We start from the raw sequence: 18665 nt of genomic DNA, 5'->3' as shown, positions 1-18665 counted from the left end.
GAAAACGAATTATGGTTCAAAGACTTGCAGCGTTACCGTGCAGCTGGAGAAGCGAAGATTAGTCTTCTCAAGCGGAAGTACGGTTTGAACCGCAGCAGGTATCGGGGCTTTGTCGGCTCAAAATGCTGGGTCGGCTTCGGGATTCTGACCCACAACCTGCAAAGAGCGGCAAAAATGCTCCAAAACTAACATGGAAACCGATCATTAGGGAAAGTTCCCCCTCACAACCCAGCCAGCAACCCGAAACTATTTTTGAAAATCGACTTTTTCAGGAGCAACTAAATAGATTGACTTTCATGGCTTATCCCCATTTCCTCCGGTGTTTTAAAGAAATGTCCCTTCTTCTTCGCGCGATTTCTCAGGTCCGATCGGGTCAGAAGCAACATTTCGCGTATCAGAAGGTAATATCCCTGCGGCATCATTCTGCTTCTCCTCCCTTTCCTCTTTTTTCACTTGCGTCGCTTGTCGGCTTTCCTTTCTTAAGAAGACGGATAATCCAACTCCCAACAACATCATCAAAAGATATACGGTTTGTTCCCCTGAGAAACTGAAAATAAACTCTGTTTTTGTATCAAAGAACGTCACCACCATCAATCCCATACCGTAATACGTCAGTGTGTTTAACAGCCACTTTCCCGTGCCCATGAGAAGAGCATTCCGCCATAACCATAGCAACATTGGCAAGGTGATGATCAAGCGATATATATTTACGGGATGGTACTTAAACTCAGGATTTTCAATCGAAATCCCCCATGGAAGCGAAGTGGGCATTCCATACTGCCAGCTGAGCAGGTTGTGTACCAAAACCGCGACAATGGTCCCAAACGATAACATATCCCCAACCAACCGCCATGGCACGCCGATTTCCCTCCAACTTCGGTACAAATAAAATGCAACAACGGCAAGCCCAAACCACCATCCGATATCGGTTCCGGGTATCGTCAGCCATAATAACGGGTGCTCCCGTAAGAGAGACGGTGAAAGTAAGATCGGACTCATTTTCCAAACGAAAAATATGATAAGCAGAGCGTTCACCAAAGGTTCGAGAAAGGATCGATCATGTATATCGGACCGCTTACATTTCCATTGCATGGCGGCATATCCTGCGAATCCTGAAACCGCAAGCACGACCCAATCCATCCTGATCATAAAAGGACCCAACTGCAAGATGCCCGGCAACGTATCTCCCTCCACACTTTTTTTGTCGATGAGTTCGGTAAGCAAACCTTATGGCAACAGTTTTTTGAATTTAGCTTCCATCGACTGTGGGTCAACAAGTCCGATCACTTGATCGACAATCACGCCATCCCCACCCACAAAAAACGTCGTCGGGATCGGCTGAATGCCGTATTTTTGCGAAACTTCTCCTTTATCGTCCAGCAGGACGGGAAACGAAAAACCGTATTCATCTGCGAAAGCCCTGGCTCCTTCAACCGAATCGCTGGCAGTCACATTAATCGCATAAATTTCGATCTTTCCTCTATATTTTTCATAAAGCCGTACCAATTCCGGAGCTTCGATCCGGCACGGCCCGCACCAGGATGCCCAGAAATTCAGAACGACAGGCTTGCCGTCCAATTTTTTCAGCGTATACGTTTGACCATCCAGAGCCGGCAATGCAAACTGCGGCGCTCTATACCCTTTTTTAGGCAGCTCCTCGCGATTGGCAGGCGAAGTTTGAAAGAGGGCAACAATTGCAAGAACGATAATGGCTGCAAGCACCAACCATTGCTTTTTCATGACCCTCCCTCCATTCTTCAGAATGTCCAATACGTCCATGTGTCGCTTACGCCTAAAATGACAAACAATACACCGGCTATTTTTTGAATCCGAATCCCCCAACGTTTGGCCCGTTTCACCATGATACGATCAAAGCCGAAACCTACGGTGAGCGCGGCAAGTAGCAGGAACGGCATGGCTGTCCCTATCGCAAAAACGGGGGGTAAAATACCGCCATATGAAGTTTGCATAGCGAGCGGCATGAGTGAACCGAAGAACAAGACGAACATGGTCGGACAAAAGCCGACCGAAAATGCAATCCCCATCAAAAATGCACCGCCTTTACCCCCTACCCGATCGGCAATGTTTCGCATAAACGAGGAAAAACGAGCACCCAACTGAAAAGGAAGTCGCACCCGCCCAAGCAAAAATAAGCCGATGACGACCAGCAATGGTCCTAACAGTTTCCTCGCAGATGCGAATAGCGGAATAAAGTCGCGGGAAATTTGCTGTCCGAAAAACCAGAACAATACGCCAAATAAGCTGAATAGCACGATTTTCCCCAAAAGATACATAACCGTTTCCGACCAGGAAAGCTTGGCTTGTGCCTGACGGTTGCCAAAATACACGATCGCGGCGACATTCGCCGAGATCTGGCAGGGCGCCACTGAACCGACAAATCCAAGAAACAGCGCGGCCAAAAAAGCAATATTCGAATGTGCTGCACCTAAGAACGGTTCGCTTAAGAAGGAACTGATTTTGCTGAAAAACGAATACATTCTCATTCCCCCTTAGAATCCGGTAAATCCACCGTAAAGCTTGATCAGATAGATCGTAATTTGCGTCATTTTATCCGTATACAGCAAAATCCCCGTCAATATCATCAAAGCTCCGCCGGCTTTCATGAATCCGTTCGAATATTTCAATATCCAACGCAGCTTTCCGATAAAAAAGGCCATAGCAAAAAATGGAAGAGAGAATCCGACGGTATAGGCAAAAGTATATACCACCGCCTGGCCGGGATTGCTTACTCCTAACGCCAGAACGGCAGCCAAAATGGGTCCGACACATGGCGTCCATCCAGCCGCATAAGTGACGCCCACCAAGATGGAACCCAAATATCCAAACGGTTTCCGTTTCCATTCAAACCGCGCATTTTTGAGCAATAATTTAGGTTTAAACACACCGAGCATGATCAGTCCCATGACAACGACCATAATGGCCCCCAATTGCCGGATCACATCCCGATTGCCGGAAAACAAATTCCCTACGAAGCTGGCCGATAGTCCCAAGGCGAAAAAGATGATCGAAAATCCGATGATAAAGAACAAGGTGTGCAAAAATGCCTGCTTTTGAAGCAGCCCTTTGCCCTCCTGCAAATCTTTAACCGAAACCCCCGTGATATATGATAAATACGAAGGGTAAAGGGGAAGACAACAAGGTGAAATGAATGATAAAAAGCCTGCACCGAACGCGATCCATACCGTTAAATCAGCAGCATTCATAGCAACCCTCTCATTTATACTACGAATTGTAGTGTTTTTGTTTAAGAAAAAGGCGGGCTTATGAACACCCGCCAAACAGTAGACTGCTCATCAAAAATAACGTCAAAGAAGATAAAAACAATGGTCGGTATAGTGTCAGCGGGACTTCAACTGTTTTTTGCGGTTCCAATAGCTGCTGAATCCGATAATTGATCGCGGTATTCGCAAAATAGACACCCGCCGCGCGGTATTGAACCATTTTTGTGTGATTCGCCAATGTCAAGAGTACGTTACCGAGGTCAATCTCGGTTCCCATTTGTTTCACCGCGAAACGGTCAGCCAGCAGTTCTTTCCATGTCTGATAATATTGGGCGGTCGATTTCACGATGGGTAAGTACCCAAATGCATCGACCATTAACGTCGAAAGGAAGAACTTCAGATTGTCGCGGTTACGGCAATGGTACCACTCGTGCAGCAGAATGGCCCGAACTTCGCGTTCATCAAACAAGTCGAACAGCGCCGAGGATACAATGATTTTCGGTTTCCACACTCCCAGAGCGAGAGCGAGAAAAGCATGATCCTCAATAACGATAAACTCGGTATTCCAATGACGATATTTCTTATTCAACCGCTTTGTTAATTTTTGATGTTGTGCCTCGCGAAATCTGCACAGCCATTTACGGGTTAAAACCCACTGCTTTCCGATGCGCCAAGCTATTTTGCCCACAGTGTAGACGATAACCAAGTTGAATACCAGCTTCACCCAAACATGTCCTGACGATTTTTCGCCGATTGCGGTTACGCAGTATTGAATAATATTCCATCGAAGCGGTATGTTCCAGATTTGATGGGCTACATACATCCCCATTTGCAATAGCATAAGGAACCCGAACAGAAGCATCACGGCGTAAACCCACTTGACTTTCGTTTCGGGTTTCATGACTGTTTCCTGCTTTTCATTTCGTTTATTTTCCGTTCAAGCTTGGAAATCAGTTCCGGATCGACATCGTCCAAGGCATCGATCATATGATTGACAACAAGTCCTCCGAATTCCTCAATAAGTCCGTGAGTGACGGCTTTTGTTTGTTCCGCGAGAAATTGTTCTTTGGACAGTACAGCTTCAAAAGATGTAACCCGATTTCTTCCTTTGCCGGTCGTTGTTCTCTTCAGAAGCCCCTTTTCCTGCAAGCGGCTCATGACGGTCATTACAGCATTGAAAGAGATGGGATTTTCCTGGTTTAAAATGGATTGCATTTCCTTGATCGTAATACTTTCAGAAGCCCAAACGATCTCCATAATACGCGCTTCAAGCGGTCCGAAAAAATGATTCAACCCGGATTCATGCATATTGAATTTTTTAATTTTCATTTTCTTCACACCCTTACACTACAAATTGTAGTATACAAAAATTGTCGCTGTCAACATAACGAAACTTTCTTGTCCGTGCTCACAAGTTCTACACATTTTTGCTTTATGATCGAAATGAAGAAGTACAAAATAAAAAAAGAATGGGGGATAACCATGAAAACCGGTTGGAAATTGAAAAGCGCAGCTGTTGTTGGCGCCATTGCCGTTTTATTGACGGGATGCTTCAACTCCAGCGGTGGTTCGATGGGCGGCATGGATCATTCAAAAATGAACATGGATGATAAATCGGCGGCCCAACAACCAACGAATACGAATACTAGCACCACAGTGAAAGTCGCAACGTTAACCGGTAAAGAGTTTACACTTACAGCAAAAACGAGCAATCAAGAACTTGCACCGGGAATAACGCTGCCGGTCTGGACGTTCAACAATTCCGTTCCTGGTCCGGAGCTTCGTGTAAAACAAGGGGAAACCGTGAAAATCAACCTTAAAAATGAATTGCCTGAACCGGTGACTATTCATTGGCACGGGGTTCCGGTTCCGAATGCGATGGACGGTATTCCGGGCGTTACACAAAACGCGGTTCAACCCGGACAATCGTTCACTTATACATTTAAAGCGGACGTACCTGGAACATACTGGTATCATTCCCACCAAGACAGCGTAAACCAGCTAGACCGAGGATTGTACGGTTCGTTTATCGTGGAACCGAAAGATGGAACCAAAGTAGACCGCGACTATACGCTCGTCCTGGATGAATGGATGAGTACCGGCATGAGCATGTCTGATATGAATATGTCTGGCGGCAACATGTCTAAAATGGATATGTCCAACATGGACCACAGCAAAATGAATATGGGGAATTCGAATAACAAAGGCAGCAATTCGATGGATCATAGTCAAATGAATATGGGACATGATATGAGCATGTACGATTTGTTCACGGTTAACGGCAAATCCGGATCGCTCGTGGACAAACTGCCCGTAAAACAAGGGGAAAAAGTACGAATACGGCTCATTAATGCCGGTTACCTGTCTCATCAAATCCACCTTCACGGACATGAGTTTAAAATTACTGCATCGGATGGCCAGCCGATTCACAATCCGGGTATACTCAAAGATAGTGTCGTCACGATTGCACCAGGGGAACGTTACGATATTGAATTTGAAGCCAACAATCCCGGTCAGTGGCTGATTGAAGATCATGGCGAAAACAAGGCCGTTGCAGGGATGAAAGCCGTAATCGCTTATGAAGGGGTTGCCGCAGGTTCGGATAAACCGAACGACAAAGAAAAACTACCGGTTGTCGATCTAACCCGTTATGGTCAAGCCGGAAAAATGAACTTTACCCTTGATCAGAAGTACACGATGGAATACACGATGAATCTGAATACGGAAATGAAAAATGGCGATATGGTTTATACCATCAACGGAAAAACATTCCCGGAAACCGAACCGATTAAAGTCAAAAAAGGTGATACAGTCAAAGTTCGTCTCGTGAACAACTCCAAGACCGACGACCATCCGATGCACCTGCACGGCCACTTCTTCCAGGTGCTAAGCAAAAACGGCAAACCTTTGGAGGGTTCGCCAGTCATTAAAGATACGTTGAATCTGAAACCGGGTGAAGAATACGTCGTAGCGTTTGAAGCAGACAATGAAGGCAACTGGATGTTCCACTGCCACGACCTGCATCATGCATCGGCCGGCATGGTGACAGAATTGAAGTATACGGACTATAAAACCGACTTTGTTCCAGATCCGAAAGCCGGTAACAATCCTGAATAATATTCAAATTGTTCTTACTTGATCCCCCTGGGAACGGACGCTCATCCGTTCCCTTTTTGCATGTTCAGTATCGGTTGCATAAGAAATTGAGGCCTATTCCTACTTTCTGATGAGAAGCCCCTTTCCCGTAGTTCTGCATATTCTTCTATTATCTTGCCTTGTCGGAGTTTTCTAATAATTTACGTTTATGGTCGAACTCTTCATCACTGAGTTCACCTTTGGCATAACGTTCTTTTAATATCATGAGGGGATAATCTTCCACCTTGCTTTTCCTCATTAACAAGCGGACAACCACGTAAACAGATACGCCAACAGCTAAGATCAACAAAAGTAATCCGAGCACCATCATCATACACATCATGCCCATCATGGAACCATCCATCATCATTGATCCGTCCATCATGATACATACCTCCCATCATTAGGATTATCATTTTGTGCACCGAGCATTCCTTTAACTTGCCTCGACCTTCTTTGTTAAACCTTTTCGATCTTCCCCAACCATTGATTTACAATTTCGGTGACGTTACCTAAGCAACAACTGCCTTGCGGATTATTAACCTCACAGCCACAGCGGTTAGCTTGGACGTGCCCGCGAATTTGATCAATGGGATTGACATTTTGCTGAGATGCCTTGAAAAGCTTTTCTCTCGTCCACCCGAAACAGTAACAAACGAAAACATTGGGCGCTTCATCCTTCTGAAACACTGGAACTTTTAGATCCCCTTTGTCAAAAAATGAACCCTCTGTAAAATACACAACAGAACACGAGGAATTGGGGCAAAAGGCAAATGACGCTTCCGGATCGAGTCTTTCCAAAGCAGATGGAATAAGCAAAGCTTTCAGCGTGATAAGCTGCACACTTTTTCCCTTGAAGTTACAAATAGGACATCGCATAACGCTCCGTTGAGAAGCCGCTGAACTTTTACAACAATCGTTCATTCAGATGCACTTCCTTTATTCGAAAAGCGTTTCCGCTTTTTGTAATAGATCCAAACCGCTGCCGCGGCGACCAATGCGGCGCGTAAGAAGTAAAGCGTTTCTTTTCCTTACAAACGAAAGTTAATGGTCGAATCCTTCGCTCATCGCGCCCCTCACATCCCTTTTCCTTGATCGGCAATTTTTGTCCAATTGATTCCCTTGTCCTTGGATAAATAAACATCTTTTTTATACGTAGCGAAAACGAGCTCTTTATCGTTGACCGGATTTTGTGCAACGTAAGCTGCGGCGTCTTCAACGAGAACAGGAATGGTTATCTCCTTCATTTGCTTTGTTGCCGGATCCATCTCATAAAGTTCGCCGTTTTGCTTATAGGCACCAATAAACAATGCCCCCTGCTGATTAAAAGAAAGAGCTGTCAATTGCAAATCTGCCACTTTTTCAAAAAGGTTTCCGCTATCCTTCGAAAGATACAATGCTTTTTTAGTTCCAACCGCCACGATCGCATCGTTGGTCGGATGGACCGCCAATGCAACAGGCTCATCGGTCAAACCATTCATCTCAGATTTGGTCCAGGTTTTCGTTTCATCCTTCGTATAATACAAACCCGCCGTTTTGAGACGTGTATTCGGTTCCGGGTTAAAGACGTACAGAGTGTGTGTATTATAGGCGGCATTCAAGAGATGAAAGTCAACTTCCCCGTATAAATCAAGATGTTCAAGACTTTTTCCTTCGTCGGAACTTTTCACGATTCCTAACGGATTCTTCATGTTTGACCCGGGCGCCGGGTGTCCGCTGCTATAGAACCCGTTACTCACGGTCGTGAATCCCATGTAATCATGCTTTTCTCCTGATGCTTCCGACCACGTTCCTTGCGAATACACTTTCAGCCCATCATGAGAAGGAATCATGATTCGCTGTCCATCTGCAGAATAACCCAATCCATGAAGGTGGGGCATGGTTATTGTCTTTGCTCCTTTACTTTGCAGCGTGAAGACACCGCTTATAAGGACACCGATCAGAGCTACGATCCATGCCCATTTTAAACTGTTAGCCTTTTTTGCGAATTGAAGCCTCTTCTCGCGGTCTTCCTGTTTTTTGGCATTGCTCAGTTGCTTCGCTTTTGTATGGAATGAAAAAAAGAAGTATAAAAATAAGACAAACAGAACGGACGAGCCAATAAATAGAAACCTCATCACAAAGCAAATCTCCTTCCAGATCCATTCTGATAAATAAACATTTTGCAAGGATAAAAACATTCCCGCATCATTTTATCATAACACTACATATTGTAGTATAATTATATATAATTGCACAAGTTTAACTCCCTCCTCGTGTTAGTCTGTACTTTTTGTCATAATAATACAAAATGCTTAACAAGGGTGAAACAATGATGAAGACGATTTTAATGGTAGATGACGAAGACAAAATACGTGATGTGGTGGTTTCTTATTTGCAAAAAGACGGGTTTCGTACTTTGGAAGCCGGTACAGGAACGGAGGCGTTACAAATGGTACGAAACGCTCCGATCGATCTGGTCATCCTTGATTTGATGCTGCCGGATTTTCCCGGCGAACAGGTTTGTCAAACGATACGCAAACTTTCATCCGTTCCCATTCTGATGCTTACCGCCAAAGTTGCCGAAGAAAACCGGATACAGGGGCTCACGATTGGTGCTGATGATTATATGACGAAGCCATTCGATCCCCGCGAGTTGGTGGCCCGGGTCCGGGCCATTCTGCGCCGGACAGATGATCATTACTTGTTAGCAGACCGAATCTCGTTTCACAATGACGAATTGGTTATCGATTCGGCCCGTAATGAAGTGTTTTCTCGTGGCGAACCGGTTAATTTGACCCCAAGCGAGTATAAACTGCTGCTCGTCCTGGCTCGTCACCCGCTGCGGCAGTTTACCCGCGAAGAATTGGTGGAGAAAGTTCTAGGCTTCGATTTCGAAGGGGATGCTCGCGCCATCGATCAGCACATCAAAAATTTGCGCCAGAAAATTGAACCCGATCCCAAACAACCGAAGTACATTCATACCGTTTATGGGAAAGGTTATCGATTTGTCGGAGGTGTATAATGAAACGCGGGTTGCAATTTCGCCTATCCCTGCTTTTGATCGGGGTTGCATCGGGAATTTTGCTTATTGCGGGAATCAGCTTCATGGCAGGAACCCATTATCATTTTAGATTGTACCAAGACCAGTACGGGATGGATCACAGCCTGCCGGGGCTGGCTTACCATCTGGAACAAGCTCTGCTTCAATCGATGATGTGGACTTTAGTTGGAGCCGTCCTTCTGTCCATCATGATCAGCCTTTATGTTGCCAAACGTCTTTCAGCACCTCTCGTGGAAATGAAAAACGCGGCGGAACAAATCACACGAGGAAAGCTTACGGTTCGGACAAGCATCCGAGGCAACGACGAACTCGCCGATCTTGGGAAAGCTTTAAATCACCTTGCGGAACAATTACAGAAACAAGAGAAATTACGTGTCACGATGACACAAGACATCGCCCATGAATTAAGGACGCCTCTCGCCACTCTGAAAAGCCATATGCAGGCCATGCTGGACCAAATCTGGGATCCGACGCCTGCACGGCTGCGAGCTTGTTACGAAGAAACTGAACGTCTCATCGCATTAGTCGCCGATTTGGAACAATTAACGGTGATGGACTCCCCTCATTTTCGCTTGCAGCGTAAACCGGAAGATCTATCGACGCTCATTCAACAAAGTTTGGGCATTGTAGCTGCTGCGTTTATGGAAAAAGGCGTTCGACTCGACGTGATGCCCCATCTTTCTGTCCGCCTGCATGTCGATCGGGATCGTTTCATACAGGTATTGGTCAATGTTTTAACCAACGCACTCAAATTTACACCTGAAAAAGGGCAGGTCAAAATACAGGTGCAAGACGAAAACGATACGGTTCTCATTGCTATACAAGACACGGGAACTGGCATTGCCCCGAACGATTTGCCGTATGTTTTCGAACGGTTTTATCGGGTGGACAAATCACGAAACCGGAAAATGGGCGGCGCCGGAATCGGCCTGACGATTGTCAAGAAGTTAGTTGAGGCGCATGGCGGTACAGTGTGGATCGAAAGCGACAAAGGTACAACGGTCTACCTTCGTTTTCCAAAGTAACATTAGTCCAATTTTTTAGCGCTATATAAAGATAGGGTACCATATACCGTCATGAATCGATTCTCCTCCTTGACGTCGGCAAAACCAGCCTTTCGGATCAGTTCCGGAAACACACCGGTTACATGATCGGTCGTTGTAAGGAACCCGTCAAGTAATTGAACAGAAAAGAATGCGGTTCGCATGATAGCATTTTGGGCTTTGCCCCAATCGGCAATATGCAGTTCTCCGCCCGGCCGCAGAACCCGATAAACCTCATGTAACGTTTTGCTTTTATCTTCCCGCGTCAAATGATGAAACATCAAGCTGGAGATAACCCGGTCGAACGCATTCTCCGGATAAGGCAGTTCGAACGAGAATCCGTGAACAAATTGAATATCGGAATGAAGCTTAGACATTTTATGACGGGCAATCTCCAACACTTTCTCATCCCCATCAAGTCCATCCACTTTGGCTTCCGGATGGATTTTTTTGATCAGAAGTGTAAGCGTCCCCGTCCCACATCCAAGGTCAAGTACCCGATGCCTGTCTCTGATATTTGCTTGTGTCACCAACTGATGTTTAAAAGTCTCTTCACGCATTGTCCAACGCATTATTGGATCGTAAAGTGATGTCAACCAATTGTAGCGAAGTGCAGGTATGATTTTCTTACGTTCATCCATAATGATACCCCCCAGATACGGATTGGATGTCCTATACTGACGAATATTGAAGGTTCGCTTGGGAAATCTAAATGATGTGTTTAACACCATCACAGTTTTTGGAAAGGAGAGCTTGTTTCATGTCTGTCATGATGCATACAGCTCAACATCAAACTTGTATCGATGCTTGCAACGCCTGCCTTCAAGCTTGTGAACATTGCTTAACCGCCTGTTTGAATGAACCCGATGTACAGGCAAGAGTCCGCTGCATTCAGTTACTGCGGGACTGCGCAGACATATGCTCGTTGGCATCTCAATTCATGTCACGGGATAGTTCGTATGCCAAGCAAATTTGTAATGTATGTGCAACCATTTGCGATGCTTGCGCCGCGGAATGCGGCAAATTCAAAGATGAACATTGCCAAAAATGTGCCAATCTTTGCAAAAAATGCGCCGACGAGTGCAGAAAAATGGCTGCTTAATCATGGCAGAGGGAGCAACTGCTCCCTTTTTTCAAAACAACCGAAATAAGGGGTCGGTTTACGTGAACTTTCGCTGGTTATTTGTCATTTGTTTGACCATTGTACTGCTTTCAGCCTGCGCTCAAAAACCAAAGCAAGATCAGACGATGCCGGGCATGGATCACAATCAACATAATCAGCCGTCCGGCGGAAAAGAATCAACCAATACGTCGCAAGTTCAGGCCGTTTGGAAATTTGCCGATTCTGCACCGCAAAGCGGAAAGGACGAACAGATTTCCATTCAGATCCAGGATAATACGGGGAAGCCGATTGAGAAATTTCAAGTCAGTCATGAAAAACAAATGCATTTAATCGTTGTTAATAAAGATCTGTCATTTTTTAATCATATCCATCCTGATTACAAGGGAAAAGGGCTGTTCCAAATTCGCACTCAATTCCCAACAGGGGGAGATTATAAACTCATCGCTGATTTTATCCCAGAGGGCGGTGAAGCGAAAACGGAAAGTCAATGGGTCAAAGTCTCCGGGGATGTTCCTGCCGCTCAGCCACTTACACCGGAGACTAACTTAACCAAAGTCGTTGAAGGGAAAGAAGTATCTTTATCCTTCGACCAGCTTCAGGCAGGAAAAGAACTGACCATGACATTCAATTTTCTTGATGCCAGTACGAAACAACCGATTACAAACCTTGAACCGTACTTAGGTGCAGTGGGTCACGTCGTTATTTTGAGTGCCGACGCAGAAAAATACATTCATAACCACCCCCTGGAAGAAAAGGCAACTGGACCACAGGCTAAATTTGGAACAGCATTCCCTGCAAGCGGGATTTATAAGTTATGGGGGCAGTTTAAACATCAAGGTAAAACCTTCATTGTCCCCTATACAATCCAGGTTCCGTAAAAGTCAACGAAAACATGGTTGCAAGTAAATTGCGGCCATGTTTTTTGCAGATTTTATGCTAATTCATGCTGATAATTATCGGTAATAACCGCCCCTTCTTTTACCTCTGTCTTTTGTATTTTGCAGCAGGAGACGACCAACCCGAAGATCACATCATCGCCCTCTTATCCGAATACGTTTTGCTCACTATCAACCTTATGTTTGTCGAAAATCAAAGCCGCGCATGGCTTGGATCGAGCCCGGAGGCGCGGGGTATAGTCTAACCTTGAATGGCTGACTTGGATTTGTTGTTTGATCGTCTCCGGAAAAACCAATAGATGAGAAAAACTACGGAAAGAAAGAGAACATAGATCAACGATGTCCAAAGAACATCACGCAAGTCGGAGAGCAATTGGTCTCCAATGACGGCAAACACAAACATAACAGGTATTTTCCCAAGCAACGTAGCCGCAAAAAAAGGTCCAAATCTCATTCGACTGATTGCAGTGTAAACATTTACAGCGGCAGCAGGTACAAAGGGGATAAGACGGGCCGTCAAAACCGCGAGAAACGCGTTCCGTTCCATCAACTCCGTAAACCGGTCCATTCGCTTGTATTTTGACAAAAGCCTTCTTCCCTGCTCCTGAAAAACCGTCCTCACAGACAAGAATAGCAGAGCGGCTGCAAGGGTGGAGCTAATGACATTCAGGAATCCTCCCCAAAAAGGGCCGTATTTGGCCCCCATTATTCCGGCAACAACGCCATAAGGGACAATAGGAATCAGGGCCAATAATACAGCTGCACCAAATAGCAGTAGAAGATGATTAGCACTCTCAGCATCCAACCAACGAAGGATCGGACCTTTGTTCATGACGATCACGATGATGGCCGCCACGTAGCCGAGAAGTGTAATCCACTTTTTTATCATCTTTCAGCATTCTCCTGAGAATTCTGTTATTATTGCCAGATGGTGAGAGGGCAAATTTCTTAATAAGCCAATTCCCTCACTCCCTTATTTAACAATGGCTCGCTGCAGCCTGAGTGCGTTGAGTACGACCGAAACCGAACTGAACGCCATCGCCGCGCCTGCCAGCCAAGGAGCCAAATATCCTGCTGCTGCGATGGGAATGCCGACTACATTATAAGCAAGAGCCCAGAACAGGTTTTGTTTAATATTTCGCATTGTTTTCCGGCTCATCAAGATAGCATCCGGAATGCTGTTCAGGTCGCCGCGCATCAGCGTCACATCTGCAGCTTCCATGGCAACGTCGGTACCCGTACCGATGGCCATTCCGATATCGGCTGTGGCAAGTGCCGGGGCGTCATTGATGCCGTCGCCGACCATCGCCACTTTCCTGCCCGATTGCTGTAATTTCTTAACTTCATCCGCTTTGCCTTCGGGCAGCACTTCCGCCAGTACCCGGTCGATCCCGACCTGCCTTGCAATCGCACGGGCGGTTCGTTCGTTGTCACCGGTGATCATGACGACATCGAGGCCGAGTTCTTTCAACCGGGCAACGGCTCGCCTGGAAGTGTCTTTGATCGTGTCAGCCACCGCTACGATACCGGCGTAACGCCCATCAACGGCAACAAGCATCGCGGTTTTTCCCGATTCCTCAAGTGCATTCATCGTTGCGAAAGCCGATTCCGCATCGATCTGATTTTTGACCATCCATTTTCTTGTTCCGATCAGAACCTCTTTGCCTTCGACGACCGACCGAATGCCATAACCCGGAACGGCTTCAAACGCTTCAGTTTGCGGCAGGACGATGTTTCTTTCCCGCACGCCGGCTACGATCGCTTCCGCAAGCGGATGCTCGGAGTTTTTTTCGGCCGCTCCCACCAAAGCAAGAAAGCGGCTTTCATCGATAAATTCCGAAACGATAACATCCGTCAGCTCGGGTTTGCCTTTCGTTACCGTACCGGTTTTATCCAACACGACAGTTGTAATTTTATGCGTCGATTCCAGGTGTTCTCCGCCTTTGAACAGAATTCCGAGCTCCGCCGCGCGGCCAGAGCCGGCCATAATGGAGGTTGGCGTTGCCAATCCGAGCGCGCACGGACAAGCGATGACAAGCACCGCAATCGCTTTTTCCAAAGCGCCGGAAAAATGACTGGGTTCGACACCGAAATACCACACCAGGAAGGTGATCACAGCAATCCCGACGACAATGGGAACGAATATACCCGAGATCACGTCCGCAATCCGTTGAATCGGCGCTTTGGAACCTTGCGCTTCTTCGACGACTTTGATGATTTGCGCAAGCGCGGTTTCTTTTCCTACTTTGGTTGCCTCAATGCGGAGCATGCCGTTTTTATTGATGGTGGCTCCGATCACCGGATCGCCCTGCCGCTTGCCGACAGGAATGCTTTCACCCGTCAGCATCGACTCGTCCACAGAAGATGAACCTTCAAGCACGATTCCGTCAACAGGCACTTTTTCGCCGGGTTTCACGATTACAACATCACCTACGGCAACTTCCTCTATCGGTATGGAAACTTCCTGACCGTCGCGAACGACAAGCGCTGTCTTGGCCTGCAATCCCATCAAGGTTTTGATGGCTTCCGATGAACGGCCTTTCGCTAACGCTTCAAACAGTTTTCCGAGAACAATGAGCGTAATCAGCACGGCGCTTGTCTCGTAGTACATAGCAGGCACATGATGCGCCCCAGCCTGGTTGGCCCATTGAACCGTTAAATAAAGACTATAGAAGTAAGCGGCCGACGTGCCGAGCGCCACCAAAACATCCATATTGGCGCTGCCATTCCGAAGCGCTTTATACGCTCCGATATAAAAATGCCGGCCGACGATAAATTGAACGGGCGTTGCCAGAAGCAATTGAAACCACGGATTCATGAACAATTCGGGCACCCAGATCCAGGCGGTAAACGAAAAATGACCGACCATTGCCCATAACAGCGGCAGTGACAAAAGGGAGGAAATGAGAAGCTTCTTTTGTTGTCTCTTGATTTCTTTTTTTCTGTGGTCTGCAGACTCTTGTTTTTCCTGTTTTATCGCTGCTTTGTAGCCGAGCTGCTCCACTTTCCTCACCATATCCGAAGCGGACACCTCAGCAGGTGAATATTCTACTCGTGCCGTCTCCAGTGCCAGATTGACGGTTGCTTTGTACACTCCGGGCAGTTTGCTGAGCCCCTTCTCAATCCGGGCGGCACAGGCGGCACAGGTCATGCCGCTGATTTCAAAATCAACGGCTTCTTTGACGGTATCGTATCCGATCTCTTGAATTTTCCGCTCGATTTGGGGAAGTTTAACTTTATCCGGATCGTAAGTAACGGACGCCTGCTCGAGAGCAAAGTTAACTGTCGCTTCCGATACACCTTCCAGTTTGTTTAATCCTTTCTCAATCCGGTTTGCGCATGCGGCACAAGTCATACCCGATATTTGCAAGGTCGTTTGCTGTTTTTTTGGGGATTCCGTGTTTTGCATGTAAACCGCCTCTTTCATACCCCTATAGGGTATTTATAATAATAAAAAGAAAGGCCACCAGCAAGTGACCCCCCATGCCTGTTAGGCAACCTCGTAGCCTTGTTCTTCAATGGCTTCCTTCACGGCATCCAAGGATAATTTATTTTCATCGTATTCTACAGTAACCGAGTTGCCTTTCAGATCAACACGAGCCGACGCACCTATTTCTTTTAAGGCTTTCTCAATGGAATTGACACAGTGTTGGCAGGACATACCGTTCACTTTAAGTGTTGCTTGTTTCATACAAATCCCTCCGATATTTATGATTTCATTATTTCATTAATTTATTAACCGTAATCAACAATTCGTCAATGACTTCATGTTCTCCGGCCTGGATGCGTTCCACGACACAACTTTTCATGTGTCCTTCAAGCAAAAGCTTGCCAACGCTGTTTAAGGCTGACTGAATGGCCGCGATCTGGTTCAGTACATCGTCACAATAAGTATCCTTCTCAATCATCCCTTTAACTCCGCGAATTTGGCCTTCGATACGGTTCAAACGGGATATCAAGTTGTTCTTCATTTTGTCCGAATGATGGCTTTTCCTTTCGCTTTCTGGAGAACAACAAGAACGGTCGGCTTCATCCGGTAGCAATTCCTCTTGGTTCGCCACGACTTATCACCTCACAATAAATATACTATACCCCCTTAGGGTATGTCAAGATGAAATTATTCTAGTCAAATGAAGGTGTTCGGCTTTAACTCTAGAAGAAGCTTAATGTTTTGTAGGACAGAATAAACAGCCCGATGTTCCGTTAAAGCCGGACTGTTAGCTTAGAGATTCTAATCAATCATACCAAGACGCTTGGCTTTTCGGGCAGCTTCGCGACTGGAGCGGGAGACTAGCTTCTTCAAAATATGATTCACATGCTTTTTAATGGTGCTTTCAGTTGTATGCAATTCGTTTTGAATGTTCGATTGCTTGTACCCTTTATGAATGAACCTTAAAATTTCCCGCTCGGCTGGGGTTAACAGCTTGCTCCGTTGCTCCCATTTCATCCGCCGAAATTCCTTCACCAGCACGCCGGCCGAATCCGGATGAATGTAATTCATGTTATTGTAGGCAGCTCGAATGGCCCAGGGAATATCTTCGAAGTGAGCCTTCGTTATATAATTGACTGCCCCTGCCGCATACGTATCCATGATTGCTTCTTCCTCGTCAATGCCGGTCAGCATAATGATCTTGGTTTGCTTCATTTCCAAAATATCCATGGCCGCTTCAAGTCCGTCAAACCCGGCATCGGATAAAATGAGATCCATAAGCACAACATGCGCGTCACTAAGCCTGGCGAGATGAACCGCATCCTCCCTGTTCGCCGCCGAACCGACGACGACAAGATCATGCTCGCGGCTCAGGAAACTTGTGAGTTGGTCGCGCCAGACGGCATCATCCTCAACCAACATAACCTTGATTTGATCCAATGTCCCTCACCTCGGCGACAGGAAGTGAATGGGATCGAATTCTCTTGTGAGGAAATTGAATTACGACCGATGTCCCGACATTCAATTCGCTTTGAATATCGATCGATCCTTCATGCTGCTGCATGACATTGTAGCAGTACGTCAATCCGAGACCGAAGTTTTGCTTGCGATGCTTGGTCGAATAAAACGGATCGAACAAATAGGAAAGTTCGTCTTGTGATATTCCCTTTCCGTTATCCTTAAAGACGATCGTAAGATGCTTCCGCGTTTCGCATACCGAAATGAACAACATTCCTCCCGGCTCCATCGCTTCGGCCGCGTTGACGATGATATTGTGGAACGTTTCCTGAAGATGAACCGGATCGCAGAGTAGATAAATCGCCTTATTATCAACATCCGTATGAACCTGAACGCTCCGCTTTTCCAAGAACACTTTCGTCATCGAAAGCGCGCGGCTTAGGATGTCCGTTACCTCATGAATCCCCTCTTTCAGCATGATATCTTGCGTCCGGTTTTGAATGCGCGTCACCATATCCAGCATATGCTTGGTCGAATCAAGTACAACGGCTGCATCGCTTGCAATTTTCTCCTGTTGAGACGAAGTTGCCAACTTTCGAATCTGATCGGCGACAATCCGGATTTTTCCGACCTCATTTTTAATCGTGTGGTTCAATATGCTTGTCCCGTACGAGATGGCGCGCATCGTACCGTCCAACCGGTCCTTTTCGAACTTTATCCGGACGCCGAGTACGCCATATTTGATGCCGAGGAGCAAAAATGTTACCAGCAGAATCGTAATCACAAACGGCATAAACCGCCATACTTCCTGGACATCGAAAAACGCCTTTAATGTATAGTTCGCCACGATTTGAAACAGGATCGGCGGGAACGCAACGATATTGGAAAATAACCGGCTTCTTTTCCGTTTCGGATTCTTCTCTTTCAAAAAACTGTAGGTTAACAGGATAAGACCAACGATCAGATAAGGTACGCACCAAAAAAACAGCGCTTGAAAGTTATGCTGGATCGGGGGAGTGAACGACGTGAGGAAAAGCATCCCGATGATCGGGATGGGAAGCACCCCTGCGAGGATCATTTTCTTTTTACGGCGGAATAACCCGGAGTAGCTGACGGCGAACATCAAAAAGCAATAGGGAAGTCCATTATGATTCATAAACGAGCCGAACATGTGCATCTTTAATAAGAATGCTTCAAGGGAAGGCGTAGAGATTTGATACTGCTCCAGATAGGGCAAGATCGTTTCGGTTACCGCGCGCGACAATCCCCCGCCACCGCCTGTAAATGCGGTAAAT

At 46.3% G+C, this 18665-nt stretch carries 22 protein-coding genes; 6 read left to right on the top strand and 16 right to left on the bottom strand.

The genetic code is table 11. The features are described from left to right. A partial coding sequence (locus tag F560_RS25305; RefSeq protein WP_019007196.1) for a transposase occupies positions 1–189 on the top strand: 189 nt, incomplete at its 5' end. Positions 190–324: 135 nt separating this feature from the next. Here F560_RS25305 and F560_RS0120685 read toward each other — a convergent pair. From F560_RS0120685 to F560_RS0120660, 6 genes are read right to left on the bottom strand one after another with little or no spacing between them, the layout of a single operon-like run. After that, positions 325–1179, bottom strand: a complete 855-nt coding sequence (locus F560_RS0120685) for a hypothetical protein (protein WP_019007646.1) — start codon at positions 1177–1179, stop codon at positions 325–327. 48 nt (positions 1180–1227) lie between these two features. Continuing rightward, entirely contained in the window at positions 1228–1740 is a 513-nt protein-coding gene (locus tag F560_RS0120680; RefSeq protein ID WP_019007645.1) for a TlpA family protein disulfide reductase, read from the bottom strand. A gap of 17 nt (positions 1741–1757) precedes the next feature. Then, positions 1758–2498: an urease accessory protein UreH domain-containing protein gene (locus tag F560_RS0120675; protein WP_019007644.1), complete on the bottom strand. Its 741-nt coding sequence runs from the start codon at positions 2496–2498 to the stop codon at positions 1758–1760. A gap of 12 nt (positions 2499–2510) precedes the next feature. Further along, the gene (locus F560_RS0120670; protein WP_026298444.1) at positions 2511–3224 is read right to left on the bottom strand and encodes a cytochrome c biogenesis CcdA family protein; all 714 of its coding nucleotides are present in this window, start codon (positions 3222–3224) and stop codon (positions 2511–2513) included. Between the two features lie 58 nt (positions 3225–3282). Further along, complete coding sequence (locus F560_RS0120665) at positions 3283–4143, bottom strand: M56 family metallopeptidase (RefSeq protein WP_019007642.1); 861 nt, start codon at positions 4141–4143, stop codon at positions 3283–3285. Further along, positions 4140–4571 carry a BlaI/MecI/CopY family transcriptional regulator gene (locus F560_RS0120660; protein ID WP_019007641.1) on the bottom strand — a complete coding sequence of 144 codons (432 nt, stop codon included), beginning with the start codon at positions 4569–4571 and terminating at the stop codon, positions 4140–4142. Before F560_RS0120660 ends, F560_RS0120665 begins: the two co-directional genes overlap by 4 nt. A 153-nt stretch (positions 4572–4724) precedes the next feature. Here F560_RS0120660 and F560_RS0120655 point away from each other — a divergent pair, with 153 nt between their 5' ends. Beyond that, the gene (locus F560_RS0120655) at positions 4725–6359 is read left to right on the top strand and encodes a multicopper oxidase family protein (RefSeq protein ID WP_019007640.1); all 1635 of its coding nucleotides are present in this window, start codon (positions 4725–4727) and stop codon (positions 6357–6359) included. Between the two features lie 148 nt (positions 6360–6507). On the opposite strand, the gene F560_RS0120650 is transcribed toward F560_RS0120655, so the two are convergent. From F560_RS0120650 to F560_RS23890, 3 genes are all read right to left on the bottom strand, one after another. Then, the gene (locus F560_RS0120650; RefSeq protein WP_019007639.1) at positions 6508–6762 is read right to left on the bottom strand and encodes an SHOCT domain-containing protein; all 255 of its coding nucleotides are present in this window, start codon (positions 6760–6762) and stop codon (positions 6508–6510) included. Positions 6763–6836: 74 nt separating this feature from the next. Beyond that, positions 6837–7301 carry a putative iron-sulfur cluster-binding metallochaperone gene (locus F560_RS25300; protein ID WP_083932166.1) on the bottom strand — a complete coding sequence of 155 codons (465 nt, stop codon included), beginning with the start codon at positions 7299–7301 and terminating at the stop codon, positions 6837–6839. Between the two features lie 152 nt (positions 7302–7453). Then, complete coding sequence (locus tag F560_RS23890; RefSeq protein ID WP_019007638.1) at positions 7454–8494, bottom strand: F510_1955 family glycosylhydrolase; 1041 nt, start codon at positions 8492–8494, stop codon at positions 7454–7456. A gap of 197 nt (positions 8495–8691) precedes the next feature. On the opposite strand from F560_RS23890, the gene F560_RS0120640 reads away from it, so the two are divergent. After that, positions 8692–9381 carry a response regulator transcription factor gene (locus F560_RS0120640; RefSeq protein WP_019007637.1) on the top strand — a complete coding sequence of 230 codons (690 nt, stop codon included), beginning with the start codon at positions 8692–8694 and terminating at the stop codon, positions 9379–9381. After that, positions 9381–10445 (top strand): sensor histidine kinase, encoded by a 1065-nt coding sequence (locus tag F560_RS0120635; RefSeq protein WP_019007636.1) that lies wholly within the window; start codon positions 9381–9383, stop codon positions 10443–10445. Before F560_RS0120640 ends, F560_RS0120635 begins: the two co-directional genes overlap by 1 nt. Before the next feature lie 2 nt (positions 10446–10447). Here F560_RS0120635 and F560_RS0120630 read toward each other — a convergent pair whose 3' ends face one another. Next, positions 10448–11104, bottom strand: a complete 657-nt coding sequence (locus F560_RS0120630) for a class I SAM-dependent methyltransferase (protein ID WP_019007635.1) — start codon at positions 11102–11104, stop codon at positions 10448–10450. Between the two features lie 71 nt (positions 11105–11175). Between F560_RS0120630 and F560_RS25295 the strand changes: the two genes are divergently transcribed. After that, a complete protein-coding gene (locus tag F560_RS25295; protein ID WP_342662951.1) occupies positions 11176–11565 on the top strand; it encodes a four-helix bundle copper-binding protein in 390 nt (129 codons plus the stop codon). Positions 11566–11627: 62 nt separating this feature from the next. Beyond that, entirely contained in the window at positions 11628–12464 is an 837-nt protein-coding gene (locus tag F560_RS0120625; RefSeq protein WP_019007634.1) for a hypothetical protein, read from the top strand. 259 nt (positions 12465–12723) lie between these two features. Here F560_RS0120625 and F560_RS0120620 read toward each other — a convergent pair whose 3' ends face one another. From F560_RS0120620 to F560_RS0120595, 6 genes are all read right to left on the bottom strand, one after another. After that, the gene (locus tag F560_RS0120620; protein WP_019007633.1) at positions 12724–13371 is read right to left on the bottom strand and encodes a TVP38/TMEM64 family protein; all 648 of its coding nucleotides are present in this window, start codon (positions 13369–13371) and stop codon (positions 12724–12726) included. An 84-nt stretch (positions 13372–13455) separates the two neighbouring features. After that, positions 13456–15891 carry a heavy metal translocating P-type ATPase gene (locus tag F560_RS0120615; RefSeq protein WP_019007632.1) on the bottom strand — a complete coding sequence of 812 codons (2436 nt, stop codon included), beginning with the start codon at positions 15889–15891 and terminating at the stop codon, positions 13456–13458. Between the two features lie 81 nt (positions 15892–15972). Continuing rightward, entirely contained in the window at positions 15973–16173 is a 201-nt protein-coding gene (locus tag F560_RS0120610; RefSeq protein ID WP_019007631.1) for a copper ion binding protein, read from the bottom strand. Positions 16174–16201: 28 nt separating this feature from the next. Then, the gene (locus tag F560_RS0120605) at positions 16202–16543 is read right to left on the bottom strand and encodes a metal-sensitive transcriptional regulator (RefSeq protein ID WP_082655297.1); all 342 of its coding nucleotides are present in this window, start codon (positions 16541–16543) and stop codon (positions 16202–16204) included. 170 nt (positions 16544–16713) lie between these two features. Next, a complete protein-coding gene (locus tag F560_RS0120600; protein WP_019007629.1) occupies positions 16714–17352 on the bottom strand; it encodes a response regulator in 639 nt (212 codons plus the stop codon). Next, positions 17324–18665 (bottom strand): sensor histidine kinase (locus tag F560_RS0120595; RefSeq protein ID WP_156829076.1); only part of this gene is annotated, 1342 nt, incomplete at its 5' end. The genes F560_RS0120595 and F560_RS0120600, both read right to left, overlap by 29 nt.

The sequence above is a fragment of the Cohnella laeviribosi DSM 21336 genome (assembly GCF_000378425.1).
Classification (GTDB): domain Bacteria; phylum Bacillota; class Bacilli; order Paenibacillales; family Paenibacillaceae; genus Cohnella; species Cohnella laeviribosi.
The sequence above is the reverse complement of the archived record's forward strand: the minus strand, read 5'-3'. Positions and strand labels throughout refer to the sequence as shown.